Annotated in this window: 20 protein-coding genes; 10 read left to right on the top strand and 10 right to left on the bottom strand. The window is 62.8% G+C overall.

The window, feature by feature from the left end; genetic code table 11:
* Positions 1-48: 48 nt before the first annotated feature.
* On the bottom strand, positions 49-171 hold the full coding sequence (locus P12x_RS19245) for a hypothetical protein (protein WP_435006228.1): 123 nt from the start codon (positions 169-171) through the stop codon (positions 49-51).
* A 124-nt stretch (positions 172-295) separates the two neighbouring features.
* A complete protein-coding gene (locus P12x_RS19240) occupies positions 296-1,156 on the bottom strand; it encodes a sulfurtransferase (protein ID WP_435006226.1) in 861 nt (286 codons plus the stop codon).
* 141 nt (positions 1,157-1,297) lie between these two features.
* Between P12x_RS19240 and P12x_RS19235 the strand changes: the two genes are divergently transcribed.
* Complete coding sequence (locus P12x_RS19235; RefSeq protein WP_435006225.1) at positions 1,298-2,290, top strand: zinc-dependent alcohol dehydrogenase family protein; 993 nt, start codon at positions 1,298-1,300, stop codon at positions 2,288-2,290.
* Between the two features lie 468 nt (positions 2,291-2,758).
* Positions 2,759-3,064, top strand: a complete 306-nt coding sequence (locus tag P12x_RS19230) for a hypothetical protein (protein ID WP_435006224.1) — start codon at positions 2,759-2,761, stop codon at positions 3,062-3,064.
* Positions 3,065-3,242: 178 nt separating this feature from the next.
* Here P12x_RS19230 and P12x_RS19225 read toward each other — a convergent pair whose 3' ends face one another.
* From P12x_RS19225 to pabB, 3 genes are read right to left on the bottom strand one after another with little or no spacing between them, the layout of a single operon-like run.
* Entirely contained in the window at positions 3,243-4,361 is a 1,119-nt protein-coding gene (locus P12x_RS19225; RefSeq protein ID WP_435006222.1) for a Nif3-like dinuclear metal center hexameric protein, read from the bottom strand.
* Positions 4,358-5,197, bottom strand: a complete 840-nt coding sequence (locus P12x_RS19220) for an aminotransferase class IV (protein ID WP_435006220.1) — start codon at positions 5,195-5,197, stop codon at positions 4,358-4,360. Before P12x_RS19220 ends, P12x_RS19225 begins: the two co-directional genes overlap by 4 nt.
* A complete protein-coding gene (gene pabB, locus P12x_RS19215) occupies positions 5,194-6,609 on the bottom strand; it encodes an aminodeoxychorismate synthase component I (RefSeq protein WP_435006219.1) in 1,416 nt (471 codons plus the stop codon). The genes P12x_RS19220 and pabB overlap by 4 nt, the downstream gene beginning before the upstream one ends.
* A gap of 135 nt (positions 6,610-6,744) precedes the next feature.
* Here pabB and P12x_RS19210 point away from each other — a divergent pair, with 135 nt between their 5' ends.
* A complete protein-coding gene (locus P12x_RS19210; RefSeq protein WP_435006218.1) occupies positions 6,745-7,533 on the top strand; it encodes a sugar phosphate isomerase/epimerase family protein in 789 nt (262 codons plus the stop codon).
* A 124-nt stretch (positions 7,534-7,657) separates the two neighbouring features.
* Here P12x_RS19210 and P12x_RS19205 read toward each other — a convergent pair whose 3' ends face one another.
* From P12x_RS19205 to secA, 4 genes are all read right to left on the bottom strand, one after another.
* Positions 7,658-12,475: a hypothetical protein gene (locus tag P12x_RS19205; protein WP_435006216.1), complete on the bottom strand. Its 4,818-nt coding sequence runs from the start codon at positions 12,473-12,475 to the stop codon at positions 7,658-7,660.
* 302 nt (positions 12,476-12,777) lie between these two features.
* On the bottom strand, positions 12,778-13,140 hold the full coding sequence (locus tag P12x_RS19200) for a DUF3467 domain-containing protein (protein ID WP_435006215.1): 363 nt from the start codon (positions 13,138-13,140) through the stop codon (positions 12,778-12,780).
* Positions 13,141-13,295: 155 nt separating this feature from the next.
* Positions 13,296-14,600, bottom strand: coding sequence for a 3-deoxy-D-manno-octulosonic acid transferase (locus P12x_RS19195; protein WP_435006213.1), 1,305 nt, complete (start codon positions 14,598-14,600; stop codon positions 13,296-13,298).
* Positions 14,601-14,927: 327 nt separating this feature from the next.
* The gene (gene secA / locus P12x_RS19190; RefSeq protein WP_435006211.1) at positions 14,928-18,539 is read right to left on the bottom strand and encodes a preprotein translocase subunit SecA; all 3,612 of its coding nucleotides are present in this window, start codon (positions 18,537-18,539) and stop codon (positions 14,928-14,930) included.
* Positions 18,540-18,891: 352 nt separating this feature from the next.
* Here secA and P12x_RS19185 point away from each other — a divergent pair, with 352 nt between their 5' ends.
* From P12x_RS19185 to P12x_RS19155, 7 genes are all read left to right on the top strand, one after another.
* On the top strand, positions 18,892-19,656 hold the full coding sequence (locus P12x_RS19185) for an MBL fold metallo-hydrolase (RefSeq protein WP_435006210.1): 765 nt from the start codon (positions 18,892-18,894) through the stop codon (positions 19,654-19,656).
* Between the two features lie 29 nt (positions 19,657-19,685).
* Positions 19,686-21,104, top strand: a complete 1,419-nt coding sequence (locus P12x_RS19180; protein ID WP_435006208.1) for a UTP--glucose-1-phosphate uridylyltransferase — start codon at positions 19,686-19,688, stop codon at positions 21,102-21,104.
* A gap of 62 nt (positions 21,105-21,166) precedes the next feature.
* Entirely contained in the window at positions 21,167-22,246 is a 1,080-nt protein-coding gene (locus P12x_RS19175) for a mannose-1-phosphate guanylyltransferase (RefSeq protein WP_435006207.1), read from the top strand.
* A 17-nt stretch (positions 22,247-22,263) separates the two neighbouring features.
* The gene (gene ruvX, locus P12x_RS19170; RefSeq protein ID WP_435006206.1) at positions 22,264-22,743 is read left to right on the top strand and encodes a Holliday junction resolvase RuvX; all 480 of its coding nucleotides are present in this window, start codon (positions 22,264-22,266) and stop codon (positions 22,741-22,743) included.
* Positions 22,740-23,621: an SDR family oxidoreductase gene (locus tag P12x_RS19165; protein ID WP_435006205.1), complete on the top strand. Its 882-nt coding sequence runs from the start codon at positions 22,740-22,742 to the stop codon at positions 23,619-23,621. The genes ruvX and P12x_RS19165 overlap by 4 nt, the downstream gene beginning before the upstream one ends.
* A 20-nt stretch (positions 23,622-23,641) precedes the next feature.
* A complete protein-coding gene (locus P12x_RS19160; RefSeq protein ID WP_435006204.1) occupies positions 23,642-24,127 on the top strand; it encodes a hypothetical protein in 486 nt (161 codons plus the stop codon).
* Positions 24,128-24,287: 160 nt separating this feature from the next.
* Positions 24,288-24,830 carry a hypothetical protein gene (locus tag P12x_RS19155; RefSeq protein ID WP_435006203.1) on the top strand — a complete coding sequence of 181 codons (543 nt, stop codon included), beginning with the start codon at positions 24,288-24,290 and terminating at the stop codon, positions 24,828-24,830.
* Here P12x_RS19155 and P12x_RS19150 read toward each other — a convergent pair.
* Positions 24,803-25,177, bottom strand: coding sequence for an ATP-dependent Clp protease adaptor ClpS (locus P12x_RS19150; protein WP_435006202.1), 375 nt, complete (start codon positions 25,175-25,177; stop codon positions 24,803-24,805). The genes P12x_RS19155 and P12x_RS19150 overlap by 28 nt on opposite strands.
* Between the last annotated feature and the right edge of the window lie 35 nt (positions 25,178-25,212).

Raw genomic sequence — 25,212 nt, 5'->3', positions numbered from 1 at the left:
TCGGCCGTCTTGGTGCCGGCCGACCGCTCCGAGTTCAGCCTGAGACGGTCACTTCTTGCCAGGCTTGGCAGGGGCGGCGGGTGCGGCCTGGATCGGCTTGACCGAGCTCGACTTCTTCGTGTCGGCGATCTTCTTCTGCTTCTGCTTGTCCTTCGGAGCCTTGTCTCCCATGATCGGCATCTCCTTCTTCTGAAGACTACGACCGACGTGACAGGGAATGGCCCCGGGCGGTCGCTCCGGGACTTCGGGAAGTGTGCCCAATCCCGATCACCCTGGCAAGGAGCTTCGTCCCGGATTATTCCACGGGTAGGTCAGTTCGCTCCCCCCATTCATTCCACGAACCGTCATAGTTAGCGATCCGGGTGAACCCGAGCCTGGCCAGATGGAACAATCCGACCGTGGCCGCGACCCCTCCATTGCAATAGGCGACCGTCGGCTGATCGGGTCGAAGGCCGAATTCCTCGACCGTCTTGCGAATCTGATCGAGCGGACGAAACCCACCCCCCTCGGCAAAGAAGAGTTCCCGAGGGAGGTTTCTCGCTCCCGGAATGTGTCCACCCCGGGCGCCTCGACGACGAGTCCCGGTGAACTGCCCCGAATCTCGAGCGTCGAGGAGTTGAAGTTCCTGCTCGCCCAGTCTTGAAGCGAGTTGTTCGGCGGTGAGACGCAGGTCCGGACGAGGCTTCGCCGTGAAAATCCTCGGCATCGGAGCGATCGGGCTCGACTCGATCGGTCGTTCCTCCTCGACCCACCGATTCCAACCGCCATCGAGGACACTCACGCGATCGTGGCCATAATAAGTCAATGCCCACCAGAGTCGCGTCGCAAACTGTCCCCCCATGTGATCGACGGCAATCACATGAGTCTCGTCTCCCACGCCTCGTTTGCTCATCGCTCGGGCGAAATCCTCGGGGCTGGAGATCTGCGCGGGTACGGGATCGTTGGGATCGACGATATCCCGGGTCCAGTCAACAAAGACCGCGCCAGGGATATGGCCGGCAGCATATTCCTCGGGTGCTCCGCGATATGTGGCCTCCTCGACCCCTGGAGCGACCGGGCGGGTTGCGACGTATCCACGGATATCCACGACCCGCACGGAAGGATCGCCCAGATGTTCCTGAAGCCACTCGGTTGTCACAAGCGGGTCGATGGGCATGATATTCAAATCCTGGACGGGCCTGCGGACGGTCACTTTTGTGGTTCCGCCCTCGATCCTGAGTCTTTATGATAACCGACCCGGTCGCCGACGTTCACCCGGCCTCCATTCCAGCCTCGGAAACCCAGGAAGCACGATCGCATGAAGGCCATCCGCTTCGAGCAGTTCGGCGAGCCGTCCGAGGTCCTCAAGGCGGTCGAGTTCCCCGATCCCGAACCCGGCCCGGGAGAAATCCGGGTCCGGATGATCGCCAGCCCGATCAATCCGTCGGATATTCTGACCATCCGTGGCCTTTATGGGGTCCGCCCCGAACTCCCTTTTACTCCCGGATATGAAGGAGTGGGAGTCGTCGAGAAGGCGGGCTCTGGCCTGGTGGGAAAGGCCCTGGTGGGTCGACGGGTCGCCGTCCTCAGCCAGGGTGGGGGGAATTGGGCCGAGAAGACGATCATACCGGCGCTCCGAGTGGTCCCGGTCTCCTCGGATCTGCCGGATGAACAGGTGGCCTCTTTCTTCGTCAATCCAGCGACAGTCCTGGCGATGGTCCGTCATGTGTTGAAGGTCCCGAAAGGAGCATGGTTGCTCCAGTCGGCCGCCGGATCGACCCTGGGCCGGATGATCATCAAACTCGGCCAGCACGACGGATTCCGGACGATCAACGTCGTCCGTCGCCACGAGGCGGTCGCCGAGCTGAAAGCACTGGGTGCCGATGCCGTCATCGTCTCGACCGACGGGCCAATCGACGAGCAGGTCCGGGCCATCGTCGGTGGAGAAGGGGTCCTCCATGCCATCGACCCGGTCGGGGGCGAGACCGGGACAGGTCTCTTCGATTCCCTGGCAACAGACGGCCGGATGCTCGTCTACGGGACGCTCTCTCAATCCCAGCTCAGTATCGACCCTCGGAAGATGATCGCCGGTCGTCGAGTCCTCGAAGGATTCTACCTGGGGCACTGGGCCGCTGCCCGGAATAAGATCGCGATGGTCATGCTATTCCGGGAAATCTCCGACCTGATCCGCAAGGGCATACTGGCCACCGAACCGGGGCCGGTCTTCTCGCTCGATGCGATCGCCGATGCCGCCCGAGCATCCGAAGTCGTCAGCCGTCGAGGCAAGGTTTTGCTCCGAATGGCTCGATGAACAGATGGATCTCAAGTCGCGTCTAGAAAATGATTTGGAATCTTTTTGCGATTATTTATTCGCCCTGAGGATGCCCCGGCGGTAGAATACTCTCGTTCGGGCATAGATTGTCAATTGACGCTCTTGAGCGTTAGCAGAGTCAGCCTGAATTGGGTCTCCGCTGGTTTCCCCCACCACCCTCTCTCTCTGCCTATTGTTAGGACCCGAAACGATCTCGGGAATCCTTTGCCCTAGGCGAGGTAGGTTGCCGTCCGGAACCCTGCGGCGTAGGCTTTACTGAGAGATCATTCATCGAATTGGCCTCCGACTCGAGGTCATGGGCCTACTTATCGAATGATCTCTCTCCTTTACGTACTTTCGCTTGAATCTCAACTTAACTCAAAGTCCCGTCGCGATTTCTAGATCGAATCGAATACGGTGATCCAAGCCGTAATTGTTTAAGACCGACGGGCGAGGGCATTGACAACCATGAGCATAAGCGAATCAACAGGGGCACAAGACTGGCGGGCCATCGCCTGCCTTGCCCCGAGTGGCGAGCGTCTCCTTTGCTACGGTGGGACCTCGGCGCAAGTGCGAGCCGCCTACACCGGGGCTTGGGGCGAAGTGATTCGCGATGAGGATCGTCCCACCGTCAAGGCGATCTCGCTCCAGCGATGGGCCGGTCTGGCCTGGGCCGGACAATGGGAGCACCAGACCTACCTGGCCGTTCCCGCCACTCGAGGCGGCAAGGGTGGACCGGGCGACTCGACCGAGCCGGTCGCGGCCAGTTCCTGAGAGTGAAAGCATTCATGTCTCGGATTCGATCCGTTCGGTCGACCGGATTGGATGGACGATCGAAAAGCCCAGAACCATTCCCCCCCCCCCGATCCGGGGGGTTCTTTTTTCGAACATCTCGCCGACCTGCCTCACGAGACAGGCTTCCTTCACCGTAGGTTCGCCCATTTCCGGGCGTTCAGGAAGGGATCTTCGTCGGCCGGAGCGGGTCGGATTCTATCCGGCTCGCCCAGGCAACTAGATCAGGAAATCGTCCCGCGACCCGGCGGGAGAGATCCTCGACACCTGGCCGTTCGGTGGAATGATGTCCGGCCACGACCAGTCCGATGCCCATGGACTCCGCCTCGACCGCCCGATGGTACCGGGCTTCCCCGGTCAGCAGGACATCGGCTCCGAGTCGCGCGGCGTCTCCCAGGAAGTCATCTCCCGCCCCGCAACAAAGGGCGACTCGCCGAATCAATCGTTCGGGATCGCCCACGTACTGGGTCGTATCCGACTTGAGACAGAGAGCCACCCGGATGGCGAAGTCTGCCAGTGGTTCTGGCTCGGGTAATCGTCCTAATCGACCGACACCGGGCCCGGATGGAACATCCGAGTGAATGGGATAGGCGTCGATCGCGGGTTCTTCGTAGGGATGGATCGACCTGATCCTGGACAGGACGCGATCCAGAATTTCCGAGGGACACACAAACTCGAGCTTCCATTCTCGAACAACTTCACGACGGCCTGACTGCCCGATTGCCGGGTTGGAGTCCACGGTTCCAAAGAAGGTGCCGAACCCGGGAGAACCGAACGAACATTCTTCGTAGGCCCCGATCTTCCCAGCCCCTGCCGAGAAAGCCGCCGAGCGCACCTCTTCGCGATCGCTGCTAGGGACGAATACGACAACCTTGAACCGTCCCGAAGATTGGGCCGGTCGGAGTGGTCCAATCTCCGTCAGCCCGATCCGGTTGGCCAATCCATCGTTGATCCCGCCGATGGTATTGTCGAACGCCGTATGGGGGCTCAGGATCGCAATATTGGCTCGGGCCAGTCGCCATAAAAAACCGTCGTTAAACCGATCGGAGCGGATCGATTTCACCGCCTTGAAGAGGACCGGATGGTGCGAGACGATCGCCTCGGCTCTCTCGGCGATCGCCTCGTCTGCGGTTCGGGGCGAAACCGTCAGGCAGGTCATGACCCGAGACACTTCCGAGGCCGGATCACCCCAGAGCAGCCCGACATTGTCCCATGATTCGGACAGGCGACGCGGTGCGAACTCTTCCATCCAGTCGGCGAGATCCTTGACGGTGGTCATGGCAGGGTGTCTCCCGGGAGCAGTCGCTCCGACAGCCGGATTTGCAATAACCGAGTCAGGGGACCGACTCCGGGCCATTCTCGAAACAAGTCCGATTGTTGGTCTTCAATTCGTGCCACGGGAACGATCCCTCGGACGGAATTCGTGAGGAATACTTCGTCGGATGCCCGAATCGATGATCCCAAGAACCCTGGAACCTCCAGAGTCGAGAGGTCGATTTCTCGGGCCAATTCGAGCACGAACCCCCTCATCAAGCCCGGAATGATCGGGCTGTCCAGCGTAGCAGTGAGGATCGCACCATCCTGGACCACGAATAAGTTCGATATACTGCCTTCGCAATAAAGGCCAGGTTCGGACAATCCCAGCGTTTCGTCGAAACCCAAAGTGTTTGCATGGAAAAGGGCCATCCGACGGACCCAGTAATTCAGCGATTTGTGCCGGGCGAGGGGATCGTCGTGATGGATCGTCCAGGATCCGAGTTCAAGTCGGATGGGCGAAGTGAGCAATCCTGTGAGCGGTCTGGATCTCATCCAGACGGTCGAACCCGACTCCGTTCCCCCCGATGCGGTCATCCTGAGAATTTGATCTTCCACCACACCATCAGCTTCCAGCAACCGAGCAACATCTTGCTCGGAAGGCAATTGGCTGGGGTCGATCCTCAGATGCAGGAGCTTTGCCGATTTCAGCATCCTCGATCGATGAGAAGCCAGGAAGACCGGTCGTCGGGCCCAGGTCCGCATCGTTTCGAAGAGGCCCAGGCCATGCTCGAACGTCCGATCGGCCGCGTTGATCTTCAGCCCATCGTCTGGCAGTATTTCGCCCGCGGACCAGATCATCGGGCCTCCCGGTAGTTCTGGAGGGCCCTCAGCATCCCCCGGGCCTTGTGGAGGGTCTCGGCATATTCCGATTCGGGGTCGGAATCGGCCACGATCCCACCACCGACCTGGAAGCTGACTCGATCCCCTTCGACGAGGATTGTCCGAATCGCGATATTAAATGCCACACGACCGCCCCGGCTGAGGTAGCCGACCGCCCCGGTATAGGCACTTCGACGATTCGGCTCCAGCTCATCGATAATCTGCATGGCCCGGATTTTCGGGGCTCCTGTGATGGAACCGCCCGGAAAGACGGAGCGAATCACGTCGACAGGACCGATCCCGGGTCGGAGCCGCCCCTCGATCGTGGCCACCAGATGATGAACCTCCTCGAAGCTTTCCACCTTCCAAGGTTCTGCAACACGGACCGAACCGAACTGGCAGACCCGTCCGAGATCGTTTCGCTCCAGGTCGACGATCATCGTCAGTTCGGCCCGATCCTTCATGCTGGACACGAGATCTTCGGCAAGCCTCGCGTCCTCCTCCGGGTCGAGCGATCGGGGGCGAGTGCCCTTGATCGGACGGGTCGCGATCCGATCCGACTCCGACTGGTAGAACAATTCGGGGCTCGAACCGACCAGGGCCAGGTCATCCCAGGCCAGGAACGTCGCGAAAGGGGCCGGACTGATCGCCTTCAGCCTGAGATAGAGTCCGAGCGGATCGACCAGTCCCCGAGCCACGAAGCGTTGCGAGAGGTTGGCCTGATAAATGTCGCCAGCCTGGATGTAGTCGAGTACCTTTCGGGCGGCTTCGAGGTATTCAGGACGAGCCCGGTCGGGTCTGGCAGGCCCCAGGACCGGGACCGGCCTGTTCCGTTCGGGGACAACCAGGTCCGAACGCCAGTGATTCCACCGTTCTTCAAGTCGCTCCGGCCCCTCGCCAAGGAGGTCGACCGCCCAGAGTTCGCTGGATCCGCTCTGATGGTCGACCAGAACAAAGGTGTCGTAGAGGCCGAACCGGACGGACGGGAGACGAGAGTCGGGGGCCGCCTGACGAGGGAGTCTTTCGAGGCTCGGAGCCAGGTCGTAGCCGAGGTAACCGATCAATCCCCCCTGAAATGGAGCAGGGTCGGATTCGGGATGATCGCCGGGATCACCCAGTCCATACTCGGCCGCGATGACAGCCAGCCCTTCCAGGACGTCGCGATCGCTACCGAGATCGAGACTTCCCCCAGACCATCGAAAGCCCTGGCCTTCCGACGATTCGAAGACCCGGCGAGGACGTGCCGCGAGTATGCTCCATCGCCCCGGAATACCAAGTCCGGGGCCGCCTTCGAGCAGAGCTGGGCCTTCCCAGGATCCAATCCGGGAGGCCATCCGTCCGGGATCAAGGTCGATCGGTCGGCGGAGAATCTTGGGGCCGGAAGGAGGCACGAGTCGTCGAACTCCCGGGAGCGGGCGGAGATCCTCGGCAATAGTCCGGTCATCCGGGCCGCCGATCGCTACAATTCGTAACATAAGGCATGCGTAACCCGCAAATCGTCTCGGTCCTGAAGGGTAGGTTTGGTGATGATCCGTTCTCCGCTGGGGCTCCGGCTCGACCCCTCGCGTCCGATCAAGGAACAGATCCGAGGGGCCGCATCGGCAGGTGCCCGAGGTGTGATCGTCGACGCCGCGGGCGACCTGGCTCCCGACCGACTCTCCGAGACCGGACGGCGCGAGTTCCGACAAATGCTCCGATCGGTCGAGCTGGACCTGATCGCGTTGAACCTCCCGACTCGCCGACCTTTCGACAATCTTGAGCAACTCGAAGACCGGCTCAGTCGGGCGGAACGCGCTTTCAGCCTCGCCTACGAGTTGGGCACCCGGCTGGTCCTGGCAAGGGTCGGGGGCCTTCCTCCCGAGGACGACGCCTCGCGTCGCGTAGCCTTCACGACCGCCCTCCGAGAACTCGGCCGACGAGCCGACCATCGGGGCGTCCGGTTCGCGATCGAGACCGGGACCGAGCCGGGCGGGATCCTGGGCACCTTCCTCGACCAGTTGGAGATCCCCTCGCTCTGCGTCAGCCTCGACCCGTCGAGCCTGCTCCGTCAGGGGATCGACCCCGTCGCGGCGACCCGAGAGCTCGGGGCGTGGGTCGCACATGCCTATGCGAATGATGCCTCGCGGTCGTCCCGGAGCCCCACGCTCGCCAATCCCCGAGGGATGGGATTCCCGGCGGGAGCCCTCGATTGGGAGGAATACCTGGGGGCGCTGGAGGAGATCAACTATCGGGGCTTCCTGACGGTCTGGCCAGAGACCGATCGCGACCCGACGACCCAGTTCCGGGAGATGGCCGAACGGCTCCGGCGATTTTGATTGGAAAAACGAACGACCGGACCCCGCGTCTCCGCGATGGTCCGGCCGTCTCGCAACTCGAGCGTTTGATGACTCAGGTTTCCCGGGTCGATCTCGGGATCGACCCGGGGGTGAAACCCTGGAATCACTTGATATTGAGCAGACTCTTGGTCACCTTCGACGGCGTGGGGACAGCCTTGGTCGTGGAGACCGTGGCGGTCGAAGCGGTCGCGGTGGAGGCGGCTGGTTGCGGGGCCTTCGGGGCCAAGATCGCGGCCAGCTGGGATGCCAGGCTCGACTCGGTCGCGGTGGACTGAGCCGGGTTGGTGGTCGTCGAGGTCACCGTCGTCTGCGTGGTGGTCACGGTCGTCCCGACAGCCGGGACGACGGGCGTTGCCACGGGACTACCCGTCTGACCCGAGAGGGGCAGAGTGTTCGGGTCGCGAGTCGTCAAGTTCGACGATGAGGTGCTTCCGGCGTCCGCCATCGTGGAACCGGCCGCACTCGTGGTCGTGGTGTCGATCGTCGCGGCGATCTGGTTTCCACCCGGGAGGCTTTGCGAGGTGGTGGTGCTGTTGTTCGAGGCGACTCCCGCCCGGGCGGTGCCATCGAACAGGGTGTAGACCGGCGAGACGGAGCTGTTCGCCTTGAGGTTGTTGTTGACTCCGAACTGGGCCGGAGAGGTTCCCTTGTAGGGGAGGACCTTGCCCTTGGGCACGAAGACGTACTTGGGTGCCAGATGCTGGAGATTCTTGAAGTTACGCTGCGCGGTCGGGGCGATCAGGAAGCCATTCCGCGAGGCACGCTGTCGGTCGGTGATCGTGTACTGCGTTGGGGTTGGCAGGATGTACTTGTTGAGAAGCTTGAGTTGAGCGATCGAGATCGAGCCCTGGAGACGCCCGTGGGTGGCATAGTCGAAGAAGTTGAATCGACGCTGAAGGACATCAGGCTGATCGGGCTGCTCGGCGGCGGCTGTGAAGCTCGTATTCAGGGCCGATCGGGCCGTCCCGCCGAGAAGTCGGGCCATGGCCCCGGCCTCGGTCTGACCGGTCGTCGCGGCACTGTCCACGAAGTTCTGGATCTCCTGGGCGGTGATCAGGTTGTCGTGGTTGGCATCGATGATATTGAACGTCTTGTGCGACAGCAGATAATCGAGAGCCACCTTGCCTTCGATCGCGGCGATCGCATTCCCGACGTCCACTCGGGCATAAGACCGGGAGACGGTCGTCCCGAGAAGGTTCGGTGGCCCGGCGATCGTCAGATTGTCGTTGGTGTCGGTCGCAGGGACGGCCGTGTAGGCCAGGATGGCGTTGATTCCGTCCGGATTGTTGTAAGCCTTCGGGTTGAAGAGTTGGTTCGATCCGTAGTTGAGGACGGTCGACCCGATCGGGGTGTTCAGATAGGCCGAATTCGTCACCCCCGCCTTGCTGATGGTCGCCCAGTAATCGAGCGCCGAGCTGACCAGGGCGTAGGAACCCGTGACGATCGCCGAGGAGACCGAGGTTCCACCCTGAAGGAAGGTCAAGTTGTCGGCCCCATCTCCGGCGAAGGTCCGACGGAAGGTCGGGGCGTCGAGCGCCGGTGCGGCGAAGTCGGTCGTCGAATTCCGATTGACCGAGCCAAGGATCCGATCGGTGAAGGTGATGATTGGCCCTCCACCGGTCGCACCACCGGTCCCGCCGCCGCCGCCGCCACCACCGGTTCCGCCGCCGCCACCGGTCCCGCCGCCAGCCGTGGCACCAGCGCCTTCCGCTGCGGTCAACTGCCCGAGATTGTTGCCGGTCGAGCCGGTCCCGGTGCCAGTCCCGGTACCCGTACCAGTCCCGGTACCCGTACCAGTCCCGGTACCCGTACCCGTACCACCGGTTGTTGAAGTGCCATTTCCGTTGGCATTGCTTCCGGCGTCGCCGAGCGAGCCTGGTGTGCTGACCGTATTCCCGAAGATCAGAACAGGGCCGGGGATACGTCCGACGATACTCTGAGCCGGATCGGTCGGTGGTGTGCTGGCGCTCGCCTGATAGACGAACGGATAGCTTCCAGTGACCGAGATGACTTCGTTCAGGATCGCCGGGAGCGACATCCCATTCACATCGCCGACGGAAGGATCCTCGGCGTTGTTCGAGGCTCCGCGACCCGGGATCGTGACGCCAGCCGAGGCTCCACCACCCGTGGTCGTTCCTCCACCGGTCCCGCCGCCAGTCCCGCCGCCACCGGTCCCGCCGCCGCCACCGGTCCCGCCGCCGCCACCGGTCCCGCCGCCGCCACCGGTCCCGCCGCCGCCACCGGTCCCGCCGCCACCGGTCCCGCCACCAGTCGTGCCACTGAGGGCGCCGTTGGTAGCTCCGAACTGGCCGGAGGCCGCGATTGGGGCAATCCCCGCCTTGAGGAACTTATTGAGCTGGTTCTTGAAGGCGATGACGATCTGCGGATATGCCCTGTAAGCCGTCTGCTCGGTCTCGAACGTCTGCGTCGTTCCGAAAGCCAGGCTGGCCGCGATCACTCGGTCCTGATTCTCAGGCCGGATCGGATCCTTGACATAAGGATTACTGGTCGCGTACTGGAATCCGGCGAACAGAGAATTGGTGGTCGCCGAGGCGTTCGATGCGAAGGAGGTCGTTCCTCCCCCACCCGTGGTTCCGCCGGTCCCACCACCCCCGGTCCCTCCACCGCCACCGGTCCCGCCACCACCACCGGTCGTTGTCCCACCGGCGGGAGCCACGAACGGCTCGAAGACATTAATTGGGTTCAAAGTGGCCTGCGGCACGAACTGGGCGATGATGCCGGCAACGGGAGTTCCGTGGCCATTGGCATTCAGGGTGAGGGCCGAACCCCCGGTCCCACCGGTCCCGCCGGTTCCTCCTGTCCCGCCGGTCCCGGTTCCTCCACCTGTCCCGGTCCCTCCACCTGTCCCGGTCCCGGTCCCGCCCCCATTGATCCCGGGAGCGAAGTCGTCGTTTCCGGTCCCGCCGGGGATCGAAGTGCTGATACCCGGAGAGACTCGCCCTCGGAAGCTGGCGTTCGACGCGTCGACCCCGGTATCAATCACATGGACCGCGCTGTTTCGCCCGTCGTAGGGGACGCCCAGGGTCCGAAGGTCATTCAGGCCGATCAGCGAGCCCGAGGACGACCCGGCCAGGCTAGCCGTGGTCTTGAACTGCCAGATCCCATCGTTGTCCGAGGCATAGAGCGTCGTGCCATCGGGGGAGAAGGTGATGCTAAGGCTGGAATTCTGGAACGAGGTGGCATCGAAGGCATTCGAGGTGTTGAAGCCGGTGGCGAAGTTCGAGACTCGGCCGAACTGGTCGATCCGGACGATTCGACCGCCGCCGATCGGGTCGGACCCGATGAAGCCGGACGGCCCGCTACCCGTCCCGCCCGGTGCGATGTAGCTCAGGTCATTCGTGGTGGGATCGAAATTCGACACACCACCCACCCCCGGACCCTGAACCGGAATCAAGAGGGGAGGCGTCCCTGCGGGTGCACCTGGGATGGCCACCGAGACGGCCAGGCCGGTCGCGAGGTCGGCCGCGAAGAGGCTTCCGGCATAAACCGGGGCACCGAGAGTTCCGGTACCGACCGTGCCGGTCCCGCCGGTCGTGCCGGTGTTGCCCGAACCCGCCCCACCTCCGGTCGTGGTGGTGGTGGTGGTGGAACTCAGGGGCAAGCCTTGCGAGAAGTAGCCGTACTGGTCAAACGCCACATCCTGGAAGCGACGGAAGTCGGTGGTCGCGACCGGATAGAGGTCGATGGTCGGGGTCGGGTTGGCCTGAGTATTAGCGAAGGCATTGGGGTCGAAACCCAGGTTGATCAGGACATCACCACCGATACCCTGGACGCCGCTGACGCCCGGCGAGGCGGGGAAGGGGTTCCCGGTCCCCGGCGGGAAGGCGGGCACGCCGAAGTCGGCGAAGGCGTCGTAGACCAGGCTACCGCCCGCGGCGACGTAATCCGGATTGGCTGCCGTCAACCCGACCTGCGGCCCGAGCGTCAGGCCTGTTTGCTTGACGCCAGCAGGCAGGGTCGTGGTGCTGCTAATCGGGGTCCCGTTACGAAATTGGTTGGAGTCGAAATAGAGGGCGGCGAAGGAGGTGGTGTTCGGAGCAACACTGCCAGCCCCGTTATTGGTGGCACCGCCGAGGCCCAGATTGGTGAACGATCCCGACCCGGTCCCGGAGATCAGGCCCCGGAGGTAAGTCTGCTGCTCGGGCGGCGGGACGAGGATCGCGCTCGGGTTGAACGCCAGGGTGGCCGATCCGTCATTCACCGCCGAGAAGGCGGTATAGACCCCCATGAAAGTCCCGTCGGGGGCAATCCGATAGATCGCGTTCTTGGCCACGTTGGCCGAGTCGACCGAGGAGACGAACATGGACGGCTTGCCGTCGAAGTAGCCCTCGGGATCGAAGGTGATGTCATACCAGTTGGTCAGCCCGGTCGAGGAGGCCAGGCCATTGGCGGCGCTCGTCTGGGTGGGGTCGAGCTGCGGGATCACGGTGTTGAGGTCGAAGAAGACCGACGCCTTGCCCGAAGCCGGATCGACCCGGTAGATCACCCCCGGCCGATTGATCGCCCCCTGGGATGCGTTGCCGCCCGCTCCTCGCGAGATCGCGTAGAGCACGCTGCCGAAGTCGCCACCCTGACCGGCCCTGATCCGGACGATGTCGCCGCCGAATGAGGTGGAGGGGGTCAGTTCGGAGACCGAGGTGATCGCCGCGGCCTCCGGGAAGGCAGCCAGCGGATTCACCGCCCCGGTCTGGGACGGGAGGGTATTGGTGACGGTGATCGTCCCCAGATTCTGGGTCGTCGGTTGGGTCGCAAACGGGGTGAAGACCGCCGTCTGTGGTCCGATCGAGACGACGGGCGCCAGGAGCTTACGCTCTTCCAGCGGGGTGATCGCCTCGATCTTGGCACCGCGAGGCCGCCGTTGCGCCGGGCCACTGGGCCGGGATCGGGAAGGGTGAGACATTCCATCATCTCCTAAGCCTAGACTCGTCCATCCTGAACCGAGGCCGAGGCGCCCGGCGTCACAGGTATCGGCGCGACCGGAGGTTCCCGTTGAGCCGAATGATCCGGATTCTCCGCGAGGCCGGCACGACCAGCTCTGCGGAAACGCTCGTCATACCACTCAGGATCGGAAGAATCGCGACAGGAGATGACAGAAAGGCACGAAATGCGGATTGACGGGGTGAAATTGGTTGGTTGGCGCATGAAGAAGGCGTCCCGAGTCCATGCCTGGACTCGGGACGCCTCGAAGATCGGAGCGTCAGATTACTCGACCACCCCTTGAGGTCCCGAAGGACGGGCACCCGCTTGCTGGCCCCCGGCCCGGCGACGGACGTCGAGCTCGATCGATCCGAACGTCGACTCGTGTCGCTGGATCGTCATCCCCAGGGCGGTCAGGAGCCGCTTGGACGTGTAGAAGTTCATGACGATCCGCTGGTTCGCCTTGACGTCCTGACGACCGGTCGCGAACGGCTGGGGGTTCAGGCCGAAGTCGAGGATCACCTCTTCCGGGGTCGCGGTGACCCGGCAGAAGTTCGAGTACGAGGGCAGCGCGCCGGTGTCATCGACGTGGACCTCGGTCTGCTGCTGAGCCTGGGGTTGCCCCTCGGCCGGGTTCTGCTCGCTCATGTCGATCTCCCAAAGCACATGTAATCGTCCGTGCCCCCCGAACCACGGCCCGAGTAGTGACCGGGGAGGCCGATCCGGCCGGACTGGCCGACGATCGGCAAGCCCGGCACTCCTGGGGAGTATTGAGGATGCGGCGATTGCAATCAAGGTGTATTTTAAGCGGCGGCCATTTCGACCAGTCGATCGAGCTCGGTGAAGGTGCGGCCCGACGCCCCATCCTGGGCGAGGACGTACCGGCTGGCCGCGAGACCACGAGCCGTCGCCGCTTCCGGATCATCGAGGTCTTCCAGCAGGGCCTCGGTCAGCTGGGCACGACTCCTGACGATTATCGCCCCGCCGCAACTCAGGAGTTGCTCGACGACCGACCGGAAGTTGGACGTGTACGGGCCGATCAAGACCGCCGCGCCAAACGCGGCCGGCTCCATCATGTTCTGACCACCCCGGCCGGGAAGCAGGCTCCCGCCGACGAACGCCACGTCTGCCAGCCCCCAGATGGCCGAGAGTTCCCCGACCGAATCGACCAGGATCACCGGGGCAAACTGGCCTCGTGGAATCGGGTGAGCGGATTCTGGGCACTCGCTCCGGCGGAGTACCTTCTCACCGTGCGACTCGACCATGGCCGCGACTCGGTCGAAGCGATCGGGATGACGAGGCACGAGGATGAGACGGAGCCGGGGATGCTGGCGGCGTGCCTCCCGGAAAGCGTCCAGGGCGGCTTCCTCCTCCCCCTCCATCGTGCTGCCGGCCACGAAGATCAGCTCCTCAGGAGCCAACCCGAGCACTTTCCGGAGGGCGACCGTCCTCGGATTCGACCGATCCGATTCCAACCCATCAAACTTGACCGAACCCGTGACGCGGACACGGCCTTTCGGGACTCCGAGATCGACGAATCGCTCGGCATATTCGTCGTTCTGGGCCGCCACCGTATCGATCCTCCGAAGGGTCGGCCCCAGGGGGCCGCGGAGCTTCCGATAGCCCTTATGACTCCTCGAGCTTAGTCGCCCGTTGACGATGGCCACCCGTCCGCCGCAGGCTTTCACCGATCGAACCAGATTGGGCCAGAGTTCCAGCTCGACCAACGCCAGGACGGTCGGACGGACCCTAGCCACCGCCCTTCGGACCGCCCACGAAAAATCCAGCGGGGCGTAAAACGTCACGAGGTCCGGATAGTTCTGCCTCGCAATGGCCAGCCCGGTCCGAGTGGTCGTGGAAATGACCACTTCCCAACCCGGCCTTCTTCGGGACATCTCCTGGAGGATCGGCCTGAGCAGGAGGACTTCGCCGACACTCACCGCGTGAAACCAGATGCAGGGACGGTCGCCGATCCGGTGGGGCGAGCGGCCCAAGAACTTCTCAGCCCAGCCTTCCCGATATCGTCCGGTCCGGATCGATCGGTAGAGCAGCAGGGGTGAGCAGGCCGCCAGGAGCGTCGCGTAGATCAAGTTGAGCAAACAGGGCATCGGGGAATCCTTTCCCTGACCCGGGTAGCCGGGGGCTCATCCTGGAACCCCGAGACGCGATCGTCGCGTCCGGTCCGCGGGTCACTTCGTCGATCTCGCCTTCCAAAGGCAACCGTCGTGCCCGACTTGGAATGGCATTCGTCAGAATCGATCTTGTATCGAGAAATACTGATTCGACGGCCGTTATCGAGATCCGACCGGGCTTGACGTCGTAACTACCGAATTCATCGGCAAATTCCCGATCATTTACGAAAAACCCCCCGGAGAATCGGGGGGTTCGCGAGGGCAATCGAAATATTTCAGGAAATCCGACCGAATCATCCCATTTTAGAAGGGATCGGCCGCGGCTTCCTTGTGCATGCAGCAAGATTTGAATTTTTTACCAGACCCGCACGGGCATGGATCGTTCCGGCCGACTTTCTTGCCGAGGTTGCGGACCGGTTCTCGCTTGGTTTCGGCCGATTGTTGGCTGGCCGCGATCGCCGCATCCTGCTGGGCGCGGACGCCGCCCCCGGCCACGGCGGCGGGTTCGGGCTCGGGGGCCTGGTGAATCGCCTGGGCCCGGTCGAGCTGCCATCGGGAGCCGAGGTAGCTCAGGAAGTCGGGATCGAGTTGCTCCATCCGGAAGACGAGGTCGGTCACCCTATCGGAGACGCCCGACCACATTTCCTCGAAGATCTTCATCCCCTCCCGCTTGTATTCCACCTTCGGGTCGACCTGGGCATAGCCTCGGAGCCCGACCGAGGAGCGAAGATGGTCCATCGTCCGGAGGTGTTCCATCCAGCTCTGATCGAGGATCTGGAGGACCAGGACCTTCTCCATTTCACGCATTTCGGGACGATGCCGGTCGTCGAGGGCATCGATCAGCCGACGACGAGCCTCATTCCGGCCAACGCCGACCAGAGTCTCGCCCGTGACCTCCGCCCCGAATTCCGCACGGGCCCAATTCGCCAGATCTTCGGCGGACTTGGAGTCGACCGGACGTTCGGTCTCTTCGGGACCATAAACCTCCAGGATTCGCCGATCGATCTCCTGGGCAAGCCTCCCCCCGGGGTATTCGCGGTGAGCGACGTCCAGGAGGAGGGTCTCGATCTCGGGACGGAGTTTGGATCGGATCTCCTCGGGGTCGATATAGACCCCGAACCGATCTGTCGCCCAGGCGGCCAGGCCATCGCGATCGTACCGAGGGCTCTGCTGGCCCTGCGAACGCTCGGCCAGGAACTTGGTCAAACCGACCCGAACGGGGAACTCGGCCTCTTTTCGAGCGTAGAGTTCGCGAGCCTGAGCCTGGAGCGTTCGGACGATCTCGGCCTTGCCCAGCTTCGCCCAGGTCGCCGGATCGATCGCCAACCCGAACTTGTGGTGAGTCCAACCGGCCAGGGTCCGACGCCCCCAGTCCTCCTGGAGGAATTCCTGCGAAGGAGCCAGGTCGAACGCCTCGATGGTCGCCTTGGCCTTGTCGACCAGGGAGTCCTCGAGTCCCATCCGATCGAGGACCGTTTCGTCCCCCTCGGACTTCATATACTTTCGAAGGTCGCGGTCCTTGAGGGTGGTCCCGTACCTGGCGTTGAACCAGGCCGCCAGGGCGACCCAGTTGTACTCACTGGTCTCGGCGTCGGAGGGGAGGTTTTCTTCGATCGCCTCCGCAATTAAGCTTCCGGCCTGATTTTCGGCCTCATGCCTGGCGGCTTCCACGGCATCCTCGAAGGCCATTCCCTTGAAGGCACGAGCCGTCAATTCGACTCCCAGCCGCTGCCCGGACCACTCGGCAAAGCTTGCGGCACCATAATCGTCGGCCAGGAATCGGTCGGCGGCCTCTCGAATCTGATTGTCGATCATGCCCAGGATGGCATCCTTGGCCGGATCGCCATCAAGGAGCTTTTGACGGAACGAGTAGACCCGCTTCCGCTGCTCGTCCATCACTTCATCGTATTCGAGCAAGTTCTTTCGCGAGTCGAAGTTGCGTTCTTCAACTTTCTTCTGAGCCCCCTCGATCCGCCGAGAGACCATCTTGCTTTCGATCGCTTCGCCGTCCTCCATCCCGAGCCGGGCCAGGACGTTGGAGACCCACTCGCCGGCGAACTTCCGCATCAGGTCGTCTTCGAGCGAGAGGAAGAACCGGGAAGATCCCGGGTCGCCCTGACGACCGGAACGCCCTCGGAGCTGGTTGTCGATCCGCCGGCTCTCGTGACGCTCGGTCCCGATGATGTGCAGGCCGCCGATCTCGGCAACCTCGCGCCCTTCGGCCTTCATCGTCGGCTCATATTTCCCGACGGCCGCCTCCCAGACTTCCTTCGGAACTTCGAGCCGGGTCGGATACAGGATCTGGCCGTCTTCGTCCTTCAGGTGTTTCAGGTCGGCCCAGGCCATGAACTCGGGGTTGCCGCCGAGGATAATGTCGGTCCCGCGACCGGCCATGTTAGTGGCGATCGTGACCCAGGCCTTGCGACCCGCCTGGGCGACGATCTCGGCCTCTTGCTCGTGGAACTTGGCGTTGAGGACCTGATGCTTGATCCCGTATTTAGTCAGCATATCGGAGATCAGCTCCGACTTCTCGATCGAGGTGGTACCCACCAGGATCGGGCGGCCGGTCGCGTGGACCTCTCGAAGTTCGTCCAGGATCGACTGGTATTTCTCGCGGTCGGTCCGGTAGATGACGTCGGGGTAGCTCTGTCGGGTCAGGCCCCGATTGGTCGGGATTGCCACAACGTCGAGTTTGTAGACCTTCCAGAACTCGTTGGCTTCGGTCATCGCCGTGCCGGTCATCCCCGAGAGCTTCTTGTAGAGCTTGAAGAAGTTCTGCAGGGTGATCGTCGCGAGAGTCTGGTTCTCTTCCTTGATCCGGACGCGCTCCTTGGCCTCGACGGCCTGGTGCAAGCCGTCGGACCATTGGCGACCGGTCATGAGTCGGCCGGTGAACTCGTCGACGATCACGATCTCGCCATTCATCACGACATAGTCGCGATCTTTTCGGTAGAGATGGTGGGCCTTCAGGGCGTTGTCGATGAGGTGAGGCCATTCCATGTTGCCGGGAGTGTAGAAGCTCTCGACCCCGGCAATCCGCTCGGCCTCGCGGACCCCGTCGTCATTGAGGTGCGCCGTCCGCTCTTTTTCCTTCACCTCGAAGTGGACGACATTCTTGAGGAGTCGGGCGATCCGATCGGCCTCGGCATACTTTCGAACATCGTCGAAGGCGGGACCGGAGATGATCAGAGGGGTCCGGGCCTCATCGATCAGGATCGAGTCGACTTCGTCGATGATCGCGTAGTTGAGGGGGCCCTGGGCTTGCATCTCGCGAGAGGGCTTCATGTTATCGCGGAGATAATCGAAGCCGAACTCGTTGTTGGTCCCGTAGGTGATGTCCCGACCGTAGACGTCTTGCCGCTCGGCCGCGTCCATGTCCGACTGGATCGCGCCGACGGTCAGACCCAGGCCATTGTAGAGGGGGCTCATCCATTCGGCATCGCGGCGAGCCAGGTAATCGTTCACGGTCACGACGTGAACGCCGTTGCCCTCGATGGCGTTCAGATAAGCGGCTAGGGTGGCCACCAGGGTCTTCCCTTCACCGGTGACCATCTCGGCGATGTTCCCGCCGTGGAGGACCATCCCGCCCATGAGCTGGACGTCGTAATGACGCATCTTGAGGAACCGACGTCCCCCCTCCCGGCAGACCGCGAAGGCTTCGGGAAGGATGTCATCGAGCGTCGATCCCTGGGCGAGTCGTTCGCGGAACTCGACCGTCTTGCCACTCAGTTGCTCATCGGTCAGATTCTGGAGCCCCGGCTCCAACTCGTTGATCCGGGCGACGATCGGACGCATCCGACGGATCTGCCGCTCGTTCGAGTTACCGAACAGCCGCATCAACCCATCCGAGACAGCTTCGGTCAACGCGTTGGCCGTGTCGGTCGTCTTATCCCAAATATCGCTGAGCAGTTCCATTGCCGGTTACGCCTCGCTCCGGTGATCCTGTCTGTCCGCTATAAGTTGATTCTATCGAGGATCTTACTTCAAACGCCGGGGATCGGTCAAGTCGATCGACCGGAGCCCGAAACCTCGTCCCACGAGGAATAGGACGGCCAACTGGTCGACCCTCGCCCGAAGAGTGCAGGCCGACGAGACCGGGTCGAGGCTCTTCGAGGCCCTTGCTTCATCAGGATACCCGTCGCCGTGTTGCCCCAACCCGGGTACGATTAGCCAGGGTGGGCGCTCACGCTCGGGATCAACGATTCAAGGTCGAATGGGGGTCGGGGACTTGGTGGAGGATTTCAAGGGTTCGATCCCTCGGAAACTCGTGATTCTGGGTAGCGGAACATCCACCGGAGTTCCGGTCCTCGGCTGCGATTGCTCAGTCTGCGGCTCGGAAAACCCGAAGAATCATCGGACCCGATGCAGCGTCCTGGCGAAGTTCCCGCTCGGCAATCTCCTGATCGACACCTCTCCCGAGATGCGACTTCAGCTGCTCCGGGAGCGAATTCGCCACGTCCACGCCATCGCCTTCACTCACCATCACGCCGACCACCTGTTCGGGCTCGACGACGCCCGGACTTTCCCGCACTCCATCGGTGGGCCGGTCCCGATCTATTGCGAGCAGGAAACCGAAGAGACAATTCGTCGGGTTTTCCACTATGCCTTCGAGCAGCGATCCCTATCGATCCCGACAGGAGGAGTTCCCAAGATCGAGTTTCGGCGAATTGGCCCCGATGCCCCGTTCGAGGTCCTCGGACAGACCATCATCCCCATCCGATTGGATCATGGTCGATTCCAGGTTCTGGGCTTCCGGATCGGCAACCTGGCTTACTGTACAGATGTCAGCCGCATCCCTGAAGCGAGCTGGCCGCTCCTGGAAGGCCTCGACACCCTGATCCTGGACGCCCTGAGGCCCGAACCCCACCCGACTCATTTCAACCTGGAACAAGCCCTGGGGGCGATCGAGCGGGTTCGCCCCAAGATGGCCTATCTCACCCATCTTTCTCACAGTTTCGATCACGGCCCGACGGAGGCCACCTTGCCCCCGCGCGTGGCTTTGGCCTACGATGGCCTGACATTGGAGTTTTGATTGTTCGTCGCGACAGGAGCCGAGCCGCGATGCCTCCCGACCCCTCGCTCTCCGCCCGACTCACACAACATGGGCAAGAGCATCTCCTCCGTTGGTGGTCCGACCTCGACGAAGCCGCCCGTGATCGACTGACCGCCGAGGTCGGAGCGATCGATCTGGCCCAAATCGACGAACTTTTCCACCAGCTCGTCAAGGACGAGGCGGCCCCCGAGTCTTCGAAGGTGCGACCCGTCGAGGTCGATCGGCTCCCGAGGACCGATGGCGAGCGCGTAACCCGTCGTCATGCCGCGGAACTCGGAGAAATCGCGCTCTCGGCCGGAGAAGTCGCGGTACTGATCGTCGCGGGCGGGTCGGGGACTCGCCTGGGGTTCGAAGGCCCCAAGGGGACCTATCCGATCGGGCCTGTCTCCGCCGCTAGCCTATTCCAGATCCACGCCGAGAAGATCGTCGCGCTTTCAAATCGATATGGTCGAACGATCCCGCTGTACATCATGACCAGTCCCGAGAACCACTCGACGACGACTCAGTACTTCGAGGAGAACGGGAATTTCGGACTGGCCCACGTCCGATTTTTCGTCCAGGGTCAGATGCCCGCAGTGGATCGAGAAACCGGCAAGATTCTGTTGGCCGCCAAGGGCCAAGTCGCTCTGAGCCCCGACGGCCATGGAGGCACGCTCTACGCGCTGGCAACGCCGGAGGCCGACCGCCCGAGCTGCCTCGCCGAGATGAAGGAGCTGGGTGTCCGGACGATCTTCTACTTCCAAGTCGACAACCCGATGGTCCGGATCGCCGACCCGGCATTCCTGGGCCTCCACCGCCAGGCCGATTCAGAGCTGTCTTTCAAGGTGATCGAGAAGGTCGCCCCCGACGAGAAACTTGGCGTTGTCGTCAAGGTCGATGGTCGCTCTCGAGTCATCGAATATTCCGACCTTCCGGCCGAGTTGGCCGAGCTTCGCGAGCCCGACGGAAGCCTTCAACTCTGGGCTGGTAGCATCGCTGTTCATGCCCTCGAACGTACGTTCATCGAGCGACTGGTCGACGGAGATGCCAAGTTGCCGTTCCACCGGGCCTTCAAGAAGGTCTCCTTCGTGGATTCCAACGGCGAGATCTCCAGGCCCGACTCGCCCAATGCCGTCAAGTTCGAGCGATTCATCTTCGATGCCTTGCCCATGGCCGAACGATCCGCCATGGTCGAGACCGATCGCTCGGTCGAGTTCGAGCCACTCAAGAACGCCACCGGGCCAGACTCCCCCGCGTCGGTCCGCCAGAGGATGAGCGATCAGTTCGCCGACTGGCTCGAGGCGGCCGGGGCCCAGGTAACCCGACGGTCCGACGGGTCGGTCCCCTTTGGCATCGAGATCAGCCCGCTCTACGCCTTAGACGCCTCGGAATTGAAATCGAAGCTCTCGCCCGGATTGGTCGTCGAGGAGCCGATCTATCTGAAGTGACGGCCTTTGCGGATGATCTCCCTCCTCTGGGTCCCCCGTTCATCGAAGGAATCCGAAGTCTCATGCTCCACGCCGTCATCATGGCCGGAGGCAGCGGCACCCGGTTCTGGCCCAAGAGCCGCCGCGACCGTCCCAAGCAACTCCTCCGCCTTTACGGCGACTCGACGATGATCCAGCAGACGGTCGACCGGATCGCACCGCTCGTTTCTCCGGAGCGAACCTGGATCATCACCGGAGCCGATCAAGCGGCGGCCGTCCGCGCCCAGTTACCCAACCTGCCTACGTCTAACGTCGTTGCCGAACCTTGCCCGCGCGATACGGCGGCCTGTGTCGGCTTCGCGGCCTCCATCATCGCGAGGCAGGATCCCGACGGCACGATGATCGTCATGCCGGCCGACCACGTGATCGCGCCACCTGAGAAGTTCCGAGAGACCGTCCAGGCGGCGATCGCGGTGATCGACGACGACGATTCGGCCTTCGTTACGTTCGGCATCAAGCCGACTCGTCCCGAGACGGGTTATGGCTACATCGAGCGCGGCGAGTCCATGGGTTCCCCACGCGGTATCGCACTTCATAAAGTCGTCCAGTTCCGCGAGAAGCCCGACCGTGCCACGGCGGAGCGTTTCGTGGCCGAAGGACGCTTCGCCTGGAATGCGGGAATCTTCGTCTGGAGGGCTCGCGCGATCCTCGACGCGCTCGCCAACCACCGCCCTCAGTTGTCCGAGGCGTTGGGTCGGGTACGCGCGGCCTTGGGCACTTCCGACGAGGCCCGGGTCATCGCTCGCGAATACCCGGCGATGGAGAAGGTCCCGATCGACAAGGCCGTGATGGAGAAAGCCCCCAACGTCCGAGTCCTGGAAGTCATCTACGACTGGAACGACGTGGGGGACTGGCGGGCCTTGACCGAGTTGGTACCCTCCGACGTTAATGGCAATACGATCCAGGGTCCCGTCCACCCGGTCGCTACTTCGAATAGCATCATCATATCGGACGACGGGGGCCTGGTTGCCACCCTAGGAGTCGAGGACATGGTCATCGTCCAATCCGGTGGAGCGACCCTGGTCGCCCGGATCGATCGGCTCGACCAGCTCAAATCGCTCGTCGAGGGACTGGACAAGGCCGGATATGGCTCGGTCCTCTGATGGCGAACCAGGTTCCGATGACGCGCATCCTCGGGTTAGACTACGGGACTCGAAGGGTCGGAGCCGCGGTCAGCGATCCCGGTCATTCGATCGCCACTCCGTTGGAAGTGTACGAGCGTCGGCGGCCCGACCTTGACGCTGCCCATTATCGAGCACTCATCCGCGAGCATGATGTCGACCGGATCGTGATCGGTTTGCCGCTCCATACTCGGGGGACAGAGAGCGAGTCTTCGGCTCAGGCGCGCCGTTGGGGTGCCTGGCTCGCGAGCATCTCCGATCTTCCCGTCGTCTACTTCGACGAGCGTTATACGAGCGTCGACGCCGAGGATGTCTTACGATCGGCGGGGGTCAAGCTTCGGAACCGAAAGGACAAGCGGGATATGTTGGCCGCTCGGATCCTGCTCCAGAATTACCTCGACTCGGGCTCGCCTCTCGACGAGCGCCCCCCATCGTCGTTGACCGACGAGCCCAGGCAGGCAGGGGGGCACATCTCTTGAGCCGGACCACTACTTTGATTGTTGGTTGCGGATACCTTGGTCGGCGAGTCGGTCGACTTCTCCGAGATCGAGGCGAACGCGTTTTCGGGACGTCCCGAAAGCCGGAAAGAAGCCCGGAACTCGCGAGTTGGGGGATCGAGGCCGTCCTGGCCGACGTCCTCGAACCCGGCTCGCTGGACGGCCTGCCTCAGGCCGACCGCACACTGTATTGCGTCGGGTTCGACCGGACTCTCGGCGTCCCGATCCGGACTGTGTATGTGGACGGACTCCGCCATGCCCTGGGGCGACTCATGGACCGGACCGGCAAGCTCGTTTATGCCGGCTCCACCGGCGTCTACGGCCAGGATGACGGCGACTGGGTCGATGAAAAATCCGCCGTCGATCCTCGGACGGAATCTGGCCGGTCCTGCCTGGAAGCCGAGTCAGTGGTCCGTTCGTACGAGAAGTCAGGACTTCCCTCGACGATTCTTCGCTTTTCGGGGCTTTATGGCCCAGGTCGGATCATGAGGCGTGAGGGACTTCTCCGTGGAGAGCCGATCCTGGGAGATCCGGACAAATGGCTCAACCTGATTCATATCCAAGATGCCGCCAATGCCACGGTTGCCGCGCTGGATCGGGGTCTCCCCGGGTCACTTTACATCGTCTCGGACGACCGTCCCGTCCCTCGATCGGAATTTTACGCTTTAGCCGCCGAATCACTCCAGGCACAAGCCCCTCGGTTCGAGTTACCGCGCCCCGGTAGTCCCGAAGCGAGACGGGAAGAATCGAACAAACGTGTATCGAATCGCCGGATGCGTGATGCGCTTGGTGTGAATTTAACTTACCCCGACATCACGACCGGCGTGCCCGCGGCCATCGCCGCCGAGGGATCGCACTGATCTTGAGGAGTTGCCCGTCGATGCATCCCCCCCGCTACTCTCGACCCGGACTCCTGACGTTCATCGGGATCGTGAGCCTGATCTGGTCCTCGGTCACTCTGATTGGCTCAGTAGGAGCGGTCCTCGCCTTACTGCTGGTCGGCGCCGGTAGCTGGCTCCTGGGTCCACTCGCGGGAGCGGTCGGGACTTTCGTCGTCGTCCTCGCGGTCCTCTGGCTGACTGCTTCGTCGTTTCTCTCAATCCTGTTATTCCTGGCCGGATGGAAGACGATCCACGACGACCCGGGCGGGATTCATTTGCATCGCCTCTGGGCCTGGATCAGCCTGGCTCTGGATGCCGTGGCGTTGCTGGCCTCGGTCGGGACCGCCCCCAATTCATGGACCGGGATCGCCTATGCCATCGGGGTCCTGTATGTCACTTCCCGCCCCGATGTCCTGGCCTATTATGGGTTTTATCCAGGGACCAAGCCAACGGGTTCGGGCTATGGGCACGACGACCTGGCCTGAAAGGCTGTCAGAATCCGGATCCAGGCGCTTGGATCACGCCAGCTATTTCGATCCGAGAAGTGGTCTCGGCCCCGATCTTGCAAGCATAACCGATTCAGCAGGTTCCGGGAGATCTCCGGGGCAGAGAATGTTTGATCGATCCGGGGGAGTTCTGACGACGATGAACAATTCGAAGCGGGCGTTCGAAAGGGCCATGCGCCTGGCCGTGGTGACCGGCCTTAGATCGACGTTCGGGATGGCCCTGATGGAAGCGGCGTACGATCGGCCGAACCGGAAGGCGTGGGCCATGGCCGCAATGGGTGAAATGGCGGTCGACAAGATCCCCGGCATTCCCAGTCGCGCATCACTCCCCGCCATGCTGCCTCGGGCTGCGGCGGGAGCCTATGTCGCACATCAGGTGATGGCACGTGAAGGAGTCGAGGATCAGTGGGCCGCCCCGATGGGGGCTGCGGTCGCTGCCGGAGTGGCGGCCCTGGCCCCTCGCGTCAGGGGGGTCCTGGCCACCGTCCTGGGCCTGCCTAGCCCACTGCTCGGCCTGGCGGAAGATTTCCTCGCCCTGAAGATCGGCGGCGAGGCACTAGGACTGACCATGAATGAGGTAAAGCAGATCGGCGAGGACTCATTCGACGAAATCAAGGATTACGTTGCATCGGTGGCCTTGCCGGGGTCGACCCCTCAATCCGTCGGTGCGGGCTCGATGTAACAACCGATCGGACCCTTGGAGATGCTCATCCGAGGGTCCGGCCCATACGAGAGGACCTGGTCGCACTTCAATTCGGCCAGTTCCTTGTGGGTCGTCATCACGATCGCTCGACCCGAGTTGTGGACCCGCCAGGTCAGATGTTCGGCATTGGTCAGCGAGTGGCCGAAGATCTTGACCAACAATTCGATCACATACTCGAAGGTATGCTCCTCGTCGTTGAGGATGATTACGTGGTAGGGAGACTGACGACGCGTCTTGGTGGTTGAGTCGGTCCGCTCCTTGGGAGCCGTCCGCGTCGTGACGATTGGCTCGTCCACGGCGACATCTCCCTCGTCGGGCTCGCTCATCGTTCGGCTCCGTTCCAGGGACTGCGTTGGACCAG

Source organism: Tundrisphaera lichenicola, assembly GCF_051175385.1.
In the GTDB taxonomy this organism is placed as follows: Bacteria; Planctomycetota; Planctomycetia; order Isosphaerales; family Isosphaeraceae; genus Tundrisphaera; species Tundrisphaera lichenicola.
Note: the sequence above shows the minus strand (reverse complement) of the source record. Positions and strands in the feature narration are given on the sequence as shown.